This window comes from Stutzerimonas stutzeri, assembly GCF_000935215.1.
GTDB lineage: Bacteria > Pseudomonadota > Gammaproteobacteria > Pseudomonadales > Pseudomonadaceae > Stutzerimonas.
Map to the genome: position 1 here is coordinate 1 of NZ_JXXD01000031.1, position 14400 is coordinate 14400.

General features: G+C 57.3%; 16 protein-coding genes and 2 tRNA genes. 12 read left to right on the forward strand and 6 right to left on the reverse strand.

Annotated features, from left to right (window positions below):
* Positions 1–319 precede the first annotated feature (319 nt).
* Positions 320–396 (reverse strand) — tRNA-Val (locus LO50_RS04950).
* Between the two features lie 168 nt (positions 397–564).
* Between LO50_RS04950 and LO50_RS04955 the strand changes: the two genes are divergently transcribed.
* Positions 565–1848, forward strand: coding sequence for an NAD(P)/FAD-dependent oxidoreductase (locus LO50_RS04955; RefSeq protein ID WP_044314291.1), 1284 nt, complete (start codon positions 565–567; stop codon positions 1846–1848).
* Between the two features lie 6 nt (positions 1849–1854).
* Here the strand turns inward: LO50_RS04955 and LO50_RS04960 are convergent, their stop codons facing one another.
* Positions 1855–2808, reverse strand: a complete 954-nt coding sequence (locus LO50_RS04960) for a PA2778 family cysteine peptidase (RefSeq protein WP_044314292.1) — start codon at positions 2806–2808, stop codon at positions 1855–1857.
* Positions 2805–3206 carry a PA2779 family protein gene (locus LO50_RS04965; RefSeq protein WP_003298355.1) on the reverse strand — a complete coding sequence of 134 codons (402 nt, stop codon included), beginning with the start codon at positions 3204–3206 and terminating at the stop codon, positions 2805–2807. The genes LO50_RS04960 and LO50_RS04965 overlap by 4 nt, the downstream gene beginning before the upstream one ends.
* A gap of 184 nt (positions 3207–3390) precedes the next feature.
* Between LO50_RS04965 and LO50_RS25165 the strand changes: the two genes are divergently transcribed.
* The gene (locus tag LO50_RS25165) at positions 3391–3708 is read left to right on the forward strand and encodes an I78 family peptidase inhibitor (RefSeq protein ID WP_173425579.1); all 318 of its coding nucleotides are present in this window, start codon (positions 3391–3393) and stop codon (positions 3706–3708) included.
* A 74-nt stretch (positions 3709–3782) separates the two neighbouring features.
* Here the strand turns inward: LO50_RS25165 and LO50_RS04975 are convergent, their stop codons facing one another.
* The gene (locus LO50_RS04975) at positions 3783–4814 is read right to left on the reverse strand and encodes an acyltransferase family protein (protein ID WP_044314294.1); all 1032 of its coding nucleotides are present in this window, start codon (positions 4812–4814) and stop codon (positions 3783–3785) included.
* Positions 4815–5044: 230 nt separating this feature from the next.
* Here LO50_RS04975 and mobA point away from each other — a divergent pair, with 230 nt between their 5' ends.
* The 3 genes from mobA (at position 5045) to LO50_RS04990 (ending at position 6148) form a co-directional block, all read left to right on the forward strand.
* Complete coding sequence (gene mobA, locus LO50_RS24020) at positions 5045–5650, forward strand: molybdenum cofactor guanylyltransferase MobA (RefSeq protein WP_080902070.1); 606 nt, start codon at positions 5045–5047, stop codon at positions 5648–5650.
* A 45-nt stretch (positions 5651–5695) separates the two neighbouring features.
* Complete coding sequence (locus LO50_RS04985; RefSeq protein WP_003298350.1) at positions 5696–5917, forward strand: YgdI/YgdR family lipoprotein; 222 nt, start codon at positions 5696–5698, stop codon at positions 5915–5917.
* Between the two features lie 154 nt (positions 5918–6071).
* Positions 6072–6148 (forward strand) — tRNA-Pro (locus LO50_RS04990).
* Between the two features lie 83 nt (positions 6149–6231).
* Here the strand turns inward: LO50_RS04990 and LO50_RS04995 are convergent.
* On the reverse strand, positions 6232–6477 hold the full coding sequence (locus LO50_RS04995) for a glutaredoxin family protein (RefSeq protein WP_031297609.1): 246 nt from the start codon (positions 6475–6477) through the stop codon (positions 6232–6234).
* A gap of 421 nt (positions 6478–6898) precedes the next feature.
* Here LO50_RS04995 and LO50_RS05000 point away from each other — a divergent pair, with 421 nt between their 5' ends.
* The 6 genes from LO50_RS05000 (at position 6899) to LO50_RS05025 (ending at position 12281) form a co-directional block, all read left to right on the forward strand.
* Positions 6899–8185, forward strand: a complete 1287-nt coding sequence (locus LO50_RS05000) for an OprD family porin (protein ID WP_041014314.1) — start codon at positions 6899–6901, stop codon at positions 8183–8185.
* A gap of 314 nt (positions 8186–8499) precedes the next feature.
* Entirely contained in the window at positions 8500–8901 is a 402-nt protein-coding gene (locus tag LO50_RS05005) for an ElaB/YgaM/YqjD family protein (RefSeq protein ID WP_014596936.1), read from the forward strand.
* A gap of 17 nt (positions 8902–8918) precedes the next feature.
* The gene (locus tag LO50_RS05010; protein WP_041014315.1) at positions 8919–9299 is read left to right on the forward strand and encodes a phage holin family protein; all 381 of its coding nucleotides are present in this window, start codon (positions 8919–8921) and stop codon (positions 9297–9299) included.
* On the forward strand, positions 9296–9595 hold the full coding sequence (locus LO50_RS05015; protein WP_041014316.1) for a hypothetical protein: 300 nt from the start codon (positions 9296–9298) through the stop codon (positions 9593–9595). The genes LO50_RS05010 and LO50_RS05015 overlap by 4 nt, the downstream gene beginning before the upstream one ends.
* 254 nt (positions 9596–9849) lie before the next feature.
* A complete protein-coding gene (locus LO50_RS05020; RefSeq protein WP_044314296.1) occupies positions 9850–11181 on the forward strand; it encodes a deoxyguanosinetriphosphate triphosphohydrolase in 1332 nt (443 codons plus the stop codon).
* Between the two features lie 5 nt (positions 11182–11186).
* Positions 11187–12281: an FUSC family protein gene (locus LO50_RS05025; RefSeq protein WP_044314297.1), complete on the forward strand. Its 1095-nt coding sequence runs from the start codon at positions 11187–11189 to the stop codon at positions 12279–12281.
* Here LO50_RS05025 and LO50_RS05030 read toward each other — a convergent pair.
* The gene (locus tag LO50_RS05030; protein ID WP_014820690.1) at positions 12265–12609 is read right to left on the reverse strand and encodes a YggL family protein; all 345 of its coding nucleotides are present in this window, start codon (positions 12607–12609) and stop codon (positions 12265–12267) included. The genes LO50_RS05025 and LO50_RS05030 overlap by 17 nt on opposite strands.
* A gap of 275 nt (positions 12610–12884) precedes the next feature.
* Between LO50_RS05030 and dacB the strand changes: the two genes are divergently transcribed.
* Positions 12885–14342, forward strand: a complete 1458-nt coding sequence (gene dacB, locus LO50_RS05035) for a D-alanyl-D-alanine carboxypeptidase/D-alanyl-D-alanine endopeptidase (RefSeq protein WP_044314298.1) — start codon at positions 12885–12887, stop codon at positions 14340–14342.
* The last annotated feature ends 58 nt before the right edge of the window (positions 14343–14400 follow it).

The following is a 14400-nucleotide window of genomic DNA, read 5'->3' on the forward strand; positions in this document are numbered from 1 at the left end:
AACGACTACGCCAAGCAGCGCGCTCGCGACCTCGCCGAGCTGGGCTCGGAGGCACATAGCTCAGTTGGTTAGAGCACCTGAGCGTAGCGAATAGGAGACGCAGTGAGGCCCACCTTCACTAGGTGGGGATATTCCTATACAGAACAAGGGTTTAGGTATGGACGTTCACACTAGACTGGTGTGAATGAGGGGAGGTGTTCACACGTTCACATTGCCCAGTGTGAAAACGGCCTGTAAATTGTGAAGGTTTTCTAGGGACAAACAAAAAGGGGAACCCGCTAGGATTCCCCTCTATGTACCGCGCTAAGCGGCTTCGAATTGGTAGGCACAATTGGATTCGAACCAACGACCCCCACCATGTCAAGGTGGTGCTCTAACCAACTGAGCTATGTGCCTTCGATGGGGGCGCATTCTAAAGCCAAGAAAAAAAGAGTCAAGCGGTTTTTTCTTCTAACTCACTGATATCTGGAAATTTTGAAAATTCCTGCTTGTTATGTTGCGACGCTGGCGAGCTACAGGGTCAAGCGCTAGGATGCGTAAAAAATTCAGAACAGAGAATCCAAGATGCCGCACAACAATTATCCCGCTTCCTACTACGCAGCGACGGCCAACGCGACAGGTGTTCGACAAGAACTTCAGGAAAACAAGCAGGCCGACGTGTGCGTGATCGGCGCCGGATACACAGGCCTGTCGACAGCCCTGTTTCTTCTTGAAAAGGGTTTCAGCGTAATCATATTGGAAGCAGCCAAGGTCGGTTTCGGCGCCTCCGGGCGCAATGGCGGGCAGATCGTCAACAGCTACAGCCGAGACCTTGACAGCATCGAGCGCAGTGCGAGCGCCTCGGCAGCGAAGTTGATCGGGGATATGGCATTCGAAGGCGGACGAATTATCCGTGAACGTGTAGCACGCTATGGCATTCAGTGCGACCTGAAAGACGGCGGCGTATTTGCCGCCTTCAATCAGAAGCAGATGCACCACCTCGAAGCACAGAAGGCCTTGTGGGAAAGATATGGCTACCCGCACCTCGAGCTACTGGATAAACAAGGCATACAGCGAGTGGTCGCTAGCGAGAGCTATGCCGGAGGTATGCTCGACAAGCAAGGCGGCCATATTCACCCTCTCAATCTGGCACTCGGAGAAGCAGAAGCTGTTGAATCACTGGGAGGCAGCATCTTCGAGCAATCCCCCGCGCTTCGCATCGAATATGGCGACGCGCCGCTGGTGCACACTCCAAAGGGGACCGTGCGCGCAAGATTCGTCGTGGTAGCAGGCAACGCCTATCTTGGCAATTTGATTCCCGAGCTCGCCGCCAAATCCATGCCTTGCGGCACACAAGTGGTCGCGACGGAGCCACTTGATGATGAACTCGCAAACAGCCTTCTGCCTCAGGACTATTGCGTAGAGGACTGCAATTATCTGCTTGATTACTACCGGCTCTCAGCGGATAAACGGCTCATCTACGGGGGCGGCGTAGTGTACGGCGCACGTGATCCCGCCGACATCGAATCGATCATACAGCCCAAGATGCTGAAGACCTTTCCGCAGCTGGAAAAAGTGAACATCGACTTTGCCTGGACAGGCAATTTCCTGCTGACGCTTTCACGGCTGCCCCAGGTGGGGCGGCTGGGCAGCAACATCTACTACTCGCAGGGTTGTAGCGGTCATGGCGTCACCTATACACATGTTGCTGGAAAGGTGATCGCCGAGGCCCTGAGCGGCCAGGCAGAGCGCTTTGATGCGCTCGCCAGCCTGCCTCACTACCCTTTCCCTGGAGGACAGCGTTTTCAGGTACCGCTCAGCGCTCTCGGAGCGATGTACTACAACCTGCGCGACAGGCTTGGCTTCTGACCGAAATCACTTGGACACGCATGGCGGGCTCGGCAAGCATTGCGCCGCTCGCTTGCCCTCCAGGGCCGGCAGCGGCGCCCTGAGCCGATCATCATCTGGATCCATTTGCACGGCACAGGCCTGCGCTTGGCGAGCACCCAGGTCACAACCCTTGTCAGCCATTACCTGCGATAGATTGAACCAGCCAATCGCGAAGCTGGGGTCGAGACGAACACTGAGCCGTAACGATTCCTCAGCCGCAGCCTTTTCTCCAGCCGCATACTGAATGTTCGCCAAAGCAAACTGCGTGAGCGCCGAGTTCCAGCGCTTCGCGCCGGCTTCGTACGCCACCCGAGCCGCGCGCAATTGCCCAACCTCTTCCAGATCGCTGGCACTGCGCAGCCAGACAGTTTCTTGCGCAGTTTGTGGTATCCGCTGTGGCTGCAAAGTAAGCACGGCCCAGCGCTCCGCCTTGCGCCACGAGCGCTCGAACTCGTGAAAACTCACCACCAAACGCTTGGTAGTACCAGACCTAAGCACAATTTCCTGATCTGCAAGGTCATAGCCCACCACCACGGCAAAATGCCACTGAGGCCAACGATCGAAAGCGAGGTTCTGTAGAACCAGAACCGGGTTGCCCGCCGCGACTTCGGCAAGAAGATCACTGAGACTAGGCTGCAGCGGATATACAAGAAGCCCAGCAGAACGGGCGGCAGCAACCATCTCCACCTGCAAGCTGCCTTTGCGCTTGGGAATGTAGACCTGCTCTACAAGCGCTTCCGGCGTTACTTCGATGTCACGCTGCACGAGCATGGTTGCCAATGCAGCGGGTCCGCATTGGTAGTCTTCCTGCGGGTAGAACGGAACGTCCACCAACTCGGCTCTTGTCGGGAGCTGAGCATGATCGACAAGCGTAACCGTCGTTCGCGCACAGCCCCCGAGAAGACCGATCAGGAGCAGTATGAGTAGCCGCTGGCTCAACGATTGATGCAGTTGACGAAGTTGAAAATATTAGTGGCACATAGCATGTCCGTGATGATGAAGATCACTAGGAACAGCACGATCACGCCGACAACGCCTGCCCCTGCGGGGGCCTGATCAAGTTGTTGATTGAACTGGGCCAGTTCCGCTGCCGTCAGGCCGTTGATGCGCTTTTCAACCTGATCACGTTCGACGCCCATCGCTTCCAGCTTCTTTTGCACATCCTGATCATCCAGCATCGTCAGCAACTGTTGCCGATCGACCTGCTGCTGATGTTCAGCAACAACCTCAGGCGTGCCGATCATCGCAGCTTGCGCCAGCGGAACTTGAGCTACCAGAAGCAAGTGCAGAGCAGCTAGCACCGTAGCGACACGCTTAAGTAGGGGGGAATTGAACATAGCGGAACTCCTTATTTTTCTTGCAGCCAGGGGATTGCAAAGCGCCATCAGCCATTAAGACGAGCCAACGCCGCTTCGGTTCCCATCCACAGCTGTTTTTTCCAACTGGCATGGAGGCCTATCGGCATGCCCGTATCTTTGATAGTAGTTGCGCTCCGACAAACCAGACGAAAAAGGAGACGCTGTGCAGCGCATCAAACGAGCCCTACCAATTGCCATAGCCTCGGCCGCATTTGTACTGACAGGCTGTCAAACGACTTCCACAGCACCGTCAAACAGCAGCCCGACTGAGTCAGTCGGACGGTGCAACGCCGATGCCGTGGCAAGCTTGACGGGCCAAACCGTCACGCCAGAAATACTTGAACGAGCAAGGGAGCAATCCTGGGCAATCACCGCGCGGGTCCTGCGGCCCGACGATATCGTCACGCTGGAATACAACTCGCAGAGACTGAATATCTATACCGACAAGGATATGACCATAGAGCGCATCGGCTGCGGCTAATACCGCATGCGTGATACCGCTCAGCAAGCATGGCCTGCTGAGCGGCATCTGCGTCGGTGCATGACAGGGCCGCGCTACTGAGCAACAGCCTTGCGCATATGGAACTGAGATGCCGAAATCTGCTTGGGCGGAGTGAGCAAGAAGTACAGCTTGTAGCGATTGATCACGACTTGCGCCAACAACGGAGCCGCCGTACCGATCAGCGTTCCGATAATCAGATGCGCTGTGATTGAATCAATACCGAGGAATTTGCTGAGTATTACCCGCACCCCGCTACCGGCCAGAATATGCATCAGGTAGATCGTCATCGACGAAGCGCCGATAAACAGAAACCAATCCACGCGAAACTGACCTAGCCACATCGACAACGCGATCATGAAAAAGATGGATATGGTTGCAAGCGCGAGTACCGCCATGCCGCCATCGGCATAGTTCAGACCGAAGGTCACATGAAACAGGTACTGCCCCAGGATGAACAGCGCACCGAAAAATAATGTCAGCTGTGTATAACGCGCAAGGAAGAACGCCTTGACCTCGTTGAACCAGACGCCCAATGCGAAGAAGACGGTGTTGCCCAGGATAAAGCGGGTCATGTTGTTTACCGTCAGATCCTGCTGGAAGACATACAGCAAGCCAAACAGGACCACGAATGGCAAGAAATAGCGCCGATCTGCCCGCGCATAAAGAAACGCACAAACCACGAACACCAGAAACAGAGCGTACAGGAACCAGAACTGCGCTCGCGGCATCCAGAGCAACGAGAACACCTCAACCAAGGTGACCTGACCGTTCGTGTAATTCGACAGGACGACTTCGAACAGACCTTGTAGTAAAGACCAGACAATAAAGGGATAGACGATTGTGTCGACCTTGTTGATGATCAACCCGCCCCGGCCCCGCTTCTGCAACGAATCGAAGAAGAATAAACCCGACAGGAAGAAGAACAGCGGCATGTGAAAGCTGTAAATGATGCTGTCGACCAGCACGAATCGCGCCTCATCCATCGGCAACCCGGCATTGAACACGCCTCGCGCGACATGCCCGTAGACAACAAGAATGATCCCGATCGCCTTGGCATAATCAACCCAAACGTTTCTCTCTTGCATTTGATTGTTCTCCTTGTATCAGCCAATGAGCAGGCGGCACCCTCTTCCAGAGAAAGTGGATGGAGGAGATAGACAACAGGATTTTTCGTTGGTTTAGCTGAAGCACTCCTGGGTCGCCGAAGCGCGACACAGATTCCAATAACCCGAGCGCCAGGCCTCCACACCTCCCGTGCGCACGCTGCCCGACCGCCAGCCCGAGTGCTATATGCAATTTTTTCTGGAGCGATGATATGCCCGACCCGCTACTGCCTTCCTGCTCCATCCTGCTTCTGGCGGGTGGCCGTGGGCAACGTATGGGAGGACAGGACAAAGGACTGGTCGAATGGCAGGGACGCCCGTTGATTGCATGGTTGCATGAGACCGTTCAGCCATTGACAGACGACCTCCTGCTGTCCTGCAACCGCAATCGAGCCCGCTACTCGGCCTATGCCGATCGATTGATTAGCGATGAAGAGCAGGGATTCCCCGGCCCCCTTGCAGGAATACGCAGCGGTCTTGCAGCTGCTCGCAACGCCTGGATGCTCGTACTGCCATGCGACACCCCGTTGATTGATCGCCCTTTGCTGCAGTCGCTCTACCAGACCGCGCTCGAAGAGCCAGACAGGCCAGTCATGCTGAGCTGCGAAGGCCAATGGGAGCCCCTGTTCAGCATAATTCCCACCGGCCGACAGGCCGAAGTTGACGCTTGCTGGCAATCTGGAGAACGCAGCCCTTTGCGTGCACTTCTTCATCTTGGCGCCCGTGCGCTTGAGGTACACCGGGGCGACCCCCGTCTCGCCAACCTGAATACACCGGAGCTGCTCAAGATCACTGGCTCGAGGGGAACTTCGTCCTAGTGGGTTTCGTCCCATGGGTATCGAACCCGCAGAAGGAACAGCGTCATGCAACCACGCATCATCCCCGCCCTGCTACTCGCGCTGGGCTTTACCGTCCTTGCCGGCTGCGCGAACCCCAGCGTGATCACGCTCAACGATGGTCGTGAAATTCAAACTCTGGACCATCCCGATTTCGATGACGAGTCGGGCTTCTACGAATATGAGCAAATCGATGGCAAGCCAGGCAAAGTGAACAAGGATCAGGTTCGCACCGTACGAGAACTCTGAGCCAGGTCGACCTTCGCACAAGATAGATCCTAGGTTATCTGCCGCGAAGGTCGATTGTTCCGCTAGCAGCTCGCAAAAGGCTGGTCGCCCCCCAAAAAAAACCCTCCTAACACCTTGTGCAGCAAAACTTTTTCTGTAGAATGCGCGCCATCTTCGGAGCGTAGCGCAGCTTGGTAGCGCGTCTCGTTCGGGACGAGAAGGTCGCTGGTTCGAATCCAGTCGCTCCGACCATATCCCGCTGTTCAGCTAGCTGCTTAGCTGAACAAAAAACCGGCAAACATGCCGGTTTTTTTATGCCTGTAATTTGTTCAACATCACGTCGAACCCTGAAGAAAACTCACCACCTGCTCTGCCTCGAACGGCCAGTCCAATTCGGAACCGGTATCGACGCGACGAAGCACCGGGATTCGCAAAGCGTAATCCTCGACCCAATCAGGGCGCTCAGCGATATCGATCAACTCGACCAGCAGCCCATATTCGACCAAAGGCATGAGCACTTCCTCGGCCTGCTCGCATAGATGGCAGCCCAAGGTCCCGAACAGTTGGCATTCCGGCAACATCTGACGTTCTCGCAATGTTATGTGCTCGAATTCTAGCAAGCGTTATTCGGCGCGCCATTGATAAATGACTTCGGTCGGCAGACGCACCAGCAACGAAAATGTGAATTCAGCCTCACTCATCAGGCGATTATGCGATGGCCCTTCGACTCTGCCCGAGCAAAACGCTAGGATGCTGCCACCCGCGGCGACGCAGATCGCCCGGCACACCCTTTAGTCTTTAACCGCCAGGCCGTTGTCTTGTGCCACTTTACGGGTCGTACACGAATATCGCGCACATGCACGATATGCCCGCGACCGTCTAGCACGTTGACTTGCGGGACTTGGCGACTAAAGTCTAAAGGCTGAAACAATGATGAAATGTTTTATTGCATGTCGCCGTAAGAGCGACCTTCAGAGCATCATCCAACGAGGAGAACAAGAAATGCCCAAGACCCCAATCGCCCGGGGCGTGGCCCTGGCCACTCTGGGAGCAACCCTAGCCATTCCTTCCATGGCTCAAGCTGCTTTTATCGAAGATACAAAGGCTGGCCTGGAGCTGCGTAACTTCTACATGAATCGTGATTTCCGCGATAACGCTAGTACTGCAAATAGCAAGGCAGAAGAGTGGGCACAGGGCTTCATTCTTCGCGTTGAGTCCGGCTTTACCGAAGGCACCGTGGGCTTTGGTGTAGATGCTCTCGGTCTGCTGGGCGTCAAGCTTGATTCGGGCGGTGGCCGTGCCAATACCGGCATTCTGCCCATGGGTGACTCGGGCGAAGCTCCCGATGACTATTCCTCGCTGGGTCTCGCAGCGAAGTTCAAGGTATCCGAGACTGTTCTGAAAGTCGGCACTCTCCAGCCCAAGAACATGGCGATTTCCTCCAGCGACTCTCGCCTGCTGCCGCAAACCTTCCAGGGCGCACAGATTGTCTCCAAGGAGATCACGGGCCTGACTCTGGACGGCGGTTACCTCAACCGTGCCAACCATCGTAACTCGTCCAATAATCAAGGCTTGGGTTATGGCGGTAAAGGCGCAGCTTTTGGTGAGGATGCAATTGATGCTTCAGACGTAGATGATTTTATCTTTGCTGGTGGTAGCTATAAGCTGACCAATGACCTTACTGCGTCGTACTACTACAGCAATCTCGAAGAAGTCTACAAGCAGCATTCCACTAACCTAGTTCATATTCTCCCACTGGGAGAAGGCCAGTCGCTGAAGACTGACCTGCGTTACGCTCGTTCCAGCGAAGACGGCAGCTCGAATGTTGACAACAAAGCACTCGGGGCTATGGTGACATACTCGCTGAGCGGCCATAGCTTTGGTCTCGGCTATCAAAAAATGAGTGGTGACACCGGTTTCGCCTATGTGGCTGAATTCACAGACCCCTTCCTGGTCAACTATGTGCAAATCAATGATTTTGCTAACGCCAACCAGAAATCCTGGCAGGCCCGCTATGACTTCAACTTCGCTGCTGTCGGCATTCCTGGCCTGACCTTCATGACTCGTTACATCACTGGCGATGGCCATGAAGATGCCGCTGGAAGGGACCTCAACCAGTGGGAACGCAACACCGATATCGGTTATACCTTCCAAGAAGGCGCGTTGAAAAACCTGAACGTCAAATGGCGTAACGCTACAGCTCGTAGCAATTACGGTACAGGCACTACGGCGTTCACTAACGCCGACGAAAACCGTCTGATCGTTAGCTACACCATCCCGCTGATGTAATAGCGGCCTACCGCATCTCGATGCAGTAGACAGAAAAACCCGCTTCGGCGGGTTTTTCTTTTCAGGAAGGTTGCGTATTACAGGCTTTATCGATTCCGCCTGTGATAAAAGTGCTGTGCAATTAAAGGGTGGAATCACCGCAGGCGTTTCTGAGGCTCACTGCACGCTCAACACAAACCCGAGTCATTTCACTTCTCACCGTAACCGCAGCTTTCCGCTGCTTCATTCAAAACGAAGCGGGAACCTTGCGTCACCGTCATGCTCGAACTTGAAGTACCGTCACCATTCCCATGACTTCACCAAGGAGCAAGCAGATGTCTACCGAATCCACTTTCAGCACCAGTGATAACACCCCTATCCCTGACGCAACCGCTGGCTCTACCGGCTCGCTGATCGACAAATCAGCCCACCGCCGCAACCTTCAGGCTGCACAGAACGCACTGATCGAAGAATTCCACACGCTTATCGCAGATACCGAGCGCCTGCTCAAACACACCCAGGACACCGCCGGAAGCCAGACCGAAGAATTGCGCGGGAAAATTACTGCCAACATGAGTCGTGCCCGGGAAATGTTGAAGGAGCAGGAAAACACGCTGCGTGATCAGAGTGAAGCAGCCATTCAGTGCACGGAAGAATACGTTCAAACGCACCCCTGGCAGTCCATTGGTATTGCTGCGGGCGCCGGCTTTCTTCTTGGCATGATCATGCGCCGCTGAAGGAGGAAAGCAGGCCAATGGAAGCAAAATATTCCGATGAAGCACCCGCACCGTCCCTGAAAAAAATGGGCGGCGCGGTTGTCGGCCTTCTTCAAGGGCATCTGGAGCTGATTGGAATAGAGCTCCAGGAAGAGCGCAGCCGCGTATTCAGGCTGTTTCTTCTGGCAAGTATCAGCCTGATCCTGGGCCTGCTGATTCTGGCGGGGCTTTCAGCAGCCATCGTCATCACCTTCTGGGAAACCAATCCCATCGCGGCCATTCTGATTCTCTGTCTGGTGTATGCGATTGTCATGGCGGTGTGTATAAGCCGCGCCATTCGCCTCGCCAAGGCCTGCGCGTCGCCCTTCCAGGCAACAGTCGAGGAACTGGCCCGCAACCAGGAGCGTTTACTGCCATGAGTCTTCCCCTCAGCACTTCCAGCGATCTGGCCCTGCGCAAGGATCTGATTCGACTGCGCATGGAGATGAATCGTCAGCAGATCCTCTATCATGCGCAGCCTTTGGCTCATCCTGTGCAGCGTATCAAGAGCATCATGAGCAACCGTGGCGCAGCTTCCGAGCGCCACGGAAAAGGGCCGCTGATGCTGGCTGCGACCGTTGTACTCGCCGTATTCGGCCCGCGCCTGGGCAAAGTAGGCAAGCTTGCGCGTCTGGGAATCACGCTCTACCCGCTGGTTCGCAAACTGCGCCAGTAGCCCAAGGCACAATGGCGCCAATAACTGCAATCCGGCACGTTCCAAAAAGCAGAAACCGCATTTACAGGCCCTGCCTAATCGGCGACAAAATGGTCGAACCGTAGGGCCGAACCTTTTCGCCCTCTGCTGGCAATCCTGGCCGAATGAACTCGGGCCTATGGGTGCTGGTCAGGCCTGTAATCAATACCTGGAATGCGTCACACTGCGCTGTCGGCGTACCAGCCTCCCTGGCGGCCACAAGGAGATAGCCCCCTTTGGACTGGCATACCCTACTTAATCGTGAACGGCTCGGAAAGTCCGTTCACAGCACAGAGGAACTGGGTCGAAGTCCTTTCCACAAGGACCACGACAGGGTCATCTTTTCCGGCGCGTTCCGGCGGCTCGGACGCAAGACCCAGGTGCATCCTGTTTCCAGCAATGACCATATCCACACCCGCCTGACCCACTCGCTTGAGGTCAGCTGCGTCGGCCGTTCCCTGGGCATGCGCGTAGGGGAAGTGCTGCGCGAGAACCTGCCCGAATGGTGCAGCCCGGCCGACCTCGGGATGATCATCCAGTCGGCCTGCCTCGCCCATGACATTGGCAATCCGCCGTTTGGCCATTCCGGCGAGGATGCTATTCGCTGCTGGTTCCAGCAGGCCGCAGGGCGCGGATGGCTCGACGATATGAGCGACGCGCAACGCGCGGACTTTCTCAACTTCGAAGGCAACGCACAGGGATTTCGAGTGCTTACGCAACTCGAATACCACCAGTTCGACGGTGGAACGCGACTGACCTACGCCACCCTCGGCACGTATCTCAAGTACCCCTGGACTTCACGCCATGCAGAGGCGCTGGGGTACAAGAAGCACAAGTTCGGGTGCTATCAGAATGAGCAACCGCTGCTCGAGCAAATTGCACAGAAGCTGAACCTGCCCAACGTCGCAGAGCAACGCTGGGCCCGCCATCCTCTGGTCTACCTCATGGAGGCAGCAGACGACATCTGTTACGGCCTGATCGACCTGGAAGACGGCCTCGAGATGGAGCTGCTGGAATATTCGGAAGTCGAAGCGCTGTTACTGGCTCTGGTGGGCGATGACATTCCGGAAACCTATCGTCAGCTGGGCCCGAGGGATTCAAGGCGGCGCAAACTGGCCATTCTGCGCGGCAAGGCGATCGAACACCTGACCAATGCGGCCGCTGGTGCCTTCGTCGAGCAGCAGAGCAACCTGCTTCGTGGCGAGTTGCACGGTGACCTGGTCGAACATATGCATGGGCCGGCCAAAGAGTGCGTATTGCAGGCAAAGGCGATGGCGCGGCAGAAGATTTTTCAGGACAAGCGCAAACCCTGCAACGAGATAGGCGCCTATACCACGCTGGAAATACTGCTCAATGCATTTTGCGGCGCAGCACTGGAACAACATCGCGGCGGTACCCCCTCGTTCAAGAATCAGCGGATCCTCGACCTGCTCGGACGCAGCGCGCCCTCGCCCGAGCTACCGCTCTATCAGTCGTTCCTGCGCATGATCGACTTCATCGCAGGCATGACCGATAGCTACGCCACGGAGATGGCCGGCGAGATGACCGGCCGCTCCAGCCCGGTTTGACCCACATGAAGCGCCTGCTGCGGCAAAGCATCCACTGGCACCCCGTGCACCCCGCCTGGGGCGCTGCCATGGTGGCCGGCTTTGGTTGCGCCTTGCCGTTGCTGCTGGGGCTGTTCAGTGGCCATCCCGGCTTCCTCTGGGCAACGGTCGGCGCCTTTCAGGCGGCCAAGGCCAACCCACTTCATCGCTTCGGCATGCTGCGCATGCTGTTACTCATCGCGCTGGGCGCCGGGAGTGCCGGACTGGGCTTCTGGTCGGCGACTCATCCACTGATCAGTCTCGGCCTGTTCGCCTTCTACGGCCTGCTGCTGGCTTGGTTGCAGCGCTACGGCAGCGAAGCGGGAAAGCTCGGTATCGGTCTGGCCATCTGCCTCTGCCTTGGCCAAGGGCAGCACGGCATCGGTGAGTTCAACAACCCGTACGCGATAGCCTTTCTTTTCGCGCTCGGGGGACTCTGGGTTACCTTGCTCGCCTTCGGCCTGCGGGGGATGCATGGGCTGCGCATGTGGCCATATATGCCGCGGCTGATGAGCATCCTGCGGGTGCTGCGCAGGCATGCTCGCCGAACGCCGATCCGGCAATGGCGTGTGCACGCCCTGACCTACATCCTGGCCGGAGCATTGGGCGGGGTGATCGTGAATATGGCTGAACTGCCCAGAGGCTACTGGCTGACGCTGGCGGTGTTCACCACGCTGCAGATGGATTTGGAGCGGAGTCTGGTGCGGGCGCTACAGGCCAGCCTTGGAATATTGGCGGCCGCGACCATACTGATCTACATCGGCCACGGCCTGGCTGACCCGCCTCTGATGGTGATGATCCTGCTGCCGCTTATCGTGCTGGGCAGAGCGTTTCAGGCGAATCACTATGGGCTATTCGTCCTGCAGACCACGCTGCTGTTCCTGCTGCTGGCGGAGACGCTGGCCCAAGACTGGAACCTGCCGCAGATACGCCTCATCAATGCTGCCATCGGTGTAGCTGTGGCGCTGCTCATCGCAACGCTGATGCACGTCTTGCAGATGCTGCTGGCCAGGCGCTCGCGCAGGAAAGCCCAGCGGGCAGCATCGCAACGATCAGACGAAAAGACTACTTCTCAGCCCTGATCGGGTTTTCCGGGTACCACACATCCATCAGCGGACTGACACTGTACTCAGCCAGTTCGCTGCGGCCTTTCAGCCAGGCGTCGACTTTCGCACGCTGCTCTTCGCTGACCGAGCCGCGACGGCCGAGGCAGACAAAACCGTAGTCTTCGCCACCGATATAGCCGAGTTCATTGGCTTCCATCGCTTCGCTGATAAACGCTTCGAGGAAGTCGTCCACAGCCTTGCTTTCGATACCTTCGCGGTAGGTGAGATTGACCTCGAAGCCGAGCTCCTGGAACTCATCGACACAGAGTTTCTTACGCAGGCGGCGCGAACGATTGGTAGCCATTTGGGGGCGATCCTTTTTCTACTTGATGACGGCGCGCACTCTAACAGCAACCCCGCGCCAAGGCGATGACCGACAGCAGCGCTCGGCTCATCGCAGCCTAGTGCACATCTGTCTTTGCAGTAACCCATGCACCGCAGCTACGCTTATCGGATAGAGGCACGACGCCTCTACAGCACGGGCATAATGGCCCGCATTCGTTCCCTAAGAGCAGTGGGAAACACATGCCAAATCAAACCGCCAGCAGCCCCCTGTGTTTGCCCAGAGGCGCTCGTACGATGAGCTCCATCCTCCGCGGCATCACCTTAGCCATCCTCGCCCTGCCCTTGACCCTGCCAGCCCAGGCCGCCGGGGTGAACCAGACACTGCCACCGCGCGTCGAACAGGCACTGAAAGCCAACAAGATCAGCAGCGACGCACTGTCCGTAGTCATGCTGCCACTGACCGGTGACGCCGCACCGACGTTCGTCAACGCCGACGTATCGGTCAACCCCGCCTCCACCATGAAGCTGGTTACCACCTACGCCGCCCTCGAACTGCTCGGCCCCAACCACCAGTGGAAGACCGAGTTCTATGCCGACGGCCCGCTGGTGGACGGCACCCTCAACGGCAATCTCTACCTCAAGGGCGGCGGCGACCCGAAACTGAACATGGAGAAGCTCTGGCTGCTGCTGCGAGATTTGCGTGCCAACGGAGTCACCAAGGTCACTGGCGACCTGGTGCTCGATCGCAGCCATTTCGTCCAGCCCGACCTGCCCGTCTTCGATGACGACGGCAATGACAAGAACAAGCCCTTTCTAGTTGGTCCCGACTCACTACTGGTCAACCTCAAGGCGCTGCGCTTCATCGTCCGCAACGATGGCGGAAAGGTGAACATCGCAGTCGAGCCGCCGATCGCCAGCATTCGAATAGACAACCGGGTCAAAGCGCTGCCCGCAGGCAAATGCCCAGGCTGGCCGGACGTGCTCTACAACCCGGTTGCGGATGGGGATGGCGTGACCGTCGTGGTCACCGGCAAACTCGCCGACGGCTGCAGCGCACAGACCTACCTTTCACTGCTCGATCACCAGCGCTATGCCGCCGGCGCGGTGCGTGCTATCTGGGCCGAGCTCGGCGGCAGCATTCTCGGCATCGACCGTGTGGCCCAGGTGCCTGACAAAGCAAGACTGTTGGCGAGGGCCTATTCGCCGGATCTCACCGAGATCATTCGAGACATCAACAAGTACAGCAACAACACCATGGCCAAGCAGCTGTTTCTGAGCCTCGGCGCCGAACTCCGTAACGAAGCGGATGCCGATGACGCCAAAGCGGCACAGCGGGTCATCCGCCAGTGGCTGGCCAAGAAGGGGCTCATCTCGCCGCATCTGGTGATCGAGAACGGCTCCGGGCTTTCCCGCGCCGAACGCGTCAGCGCACGCGAGCTGGGGAGCTTGCTGCAGGCCGCCTGGCGCAGCCCTTACTCGGCCGAGTTTATTTCGTCGATGCCATTGGCCGCCGTGGACGGCACCATGCGCAAGCGCCTGCGCAATACACCTGTCGCCGGCAAGGCGCACCTCAAGACGGGAACCCTGAACACCGTGCGCGCCATCGCAGGTTACAGCCGTGACGGCGACGGCAATGTCTGGGCAGTCGTGGCGATCCTGAACCATCCCCGCCCATGGGGCGCAGCCTCGATTCTCGATCAGGTGCTGGTCAGCCTCTACGGTCAGCACAACCAGAACACCGCACAACGCTGATGGTGACTCAGGCAGGCCGAACGGCCCGCCTATATCACCGGATGATCACCGCGCCTGG

What these genes read in the sequence shown, in the direction of transcription:
- LO50_RS05015 (WP_041014316.1), top strand. Translation starts at nt 9,296, where the DNA reads ATGAGTCTTCCCCTCAGCACTTCCAGCGATCTGGCCCTGCGCAAGGAT.
- LO50_RS05010 (WP_041014315.1), top strand. Translation starts at nt 8,919, where the DNA reads ATGGAAGCAAAATATTCCGATGAAGCACCCGCACCGTCCCTGAAAAAA.
- dacB (WP_044314298.1), top strand. Translation starts at nt 12,885, where the DNA reads ATGAGCTCCATCCTCCGCGGCATCACCTTAGCCATCCTCGCCCTGCCC.
- LO50_RS04995 (WP_031297609.1), bottom strand. Translation starts at nt 6,477, where the DNA reads ATGTTGCCGGAATGCCAACTGTTCGGGACCTTGGGCTGCCATCTATGC.
- LO50_RS05025 (WP_044314297.1), top strand. Translation starts at nt 11,187, where the DNA reads ATGAAGCGCCTGCTGCGGCAAAGCATCCACTGGCACCCCGTGCACCCC.
- mobA (WP_080902070.1), top strand. Translation starts at nt 5,045, where the DNA reads ATGCCCGACCCGCTACTGCCTTCCTGCTCCATCCTGCTTCTGGCGGGT.
- LO50_RS05000 (WP_041014314.1), top strand. Translation starts at nt 6,899, where the DNA reads ATGCCCAAGACCCCAATCGCCCGGGGCGTGGCCCTGGCCACTCTGGGA.
- LO50_RS04975 (WP_044314294.1), bottom strand. Translation starts at nt 4,814, where the DNA reads ATGCAAGAGAGAAACGTTTGGGTTGATTATGCCAAGGCGATCGGGATC.
- LO50_RS04955 (WP_044314291.1), top strand. Translation starts at nt 565, where the DNA reads ATGCCGCACAACAATTATCCCGCTTCCTACTACGCAGCGACGGCCAAC.
- LO50_RS05030 (WP_014820690.1), bottom strand. Translation starts at nt 12,609, where the DNA reads ATGGCTACCAATCGTTCGCGCCGCCTGCGTAAGAAACTCTGTGTCGAT.
- LO50_RS05005 (WP_014596936.1), top strand. Translation starts at nt 8,500, where the DNA reads ATGTCTACCGAATCCACTTTCAGCACCAGTGATAACACCCCTATCCCT.
- LO50_RS04985 (WP_003298350.1), top strand. Translation starts at nt 5,696, where the DNA reads ATGCAACCACGCATCATCCCCGCCCTGCTACTCGCGCTGGGCTTTACC.
- LO50_RS04965 (WP_003298355.1), bottom strand. Translation starts at nt 3,206, where the DNA reads ATGTTCAATTCCCCCCTACTTAAGCGTGTCGCTACGGTGCTAGCTGCT.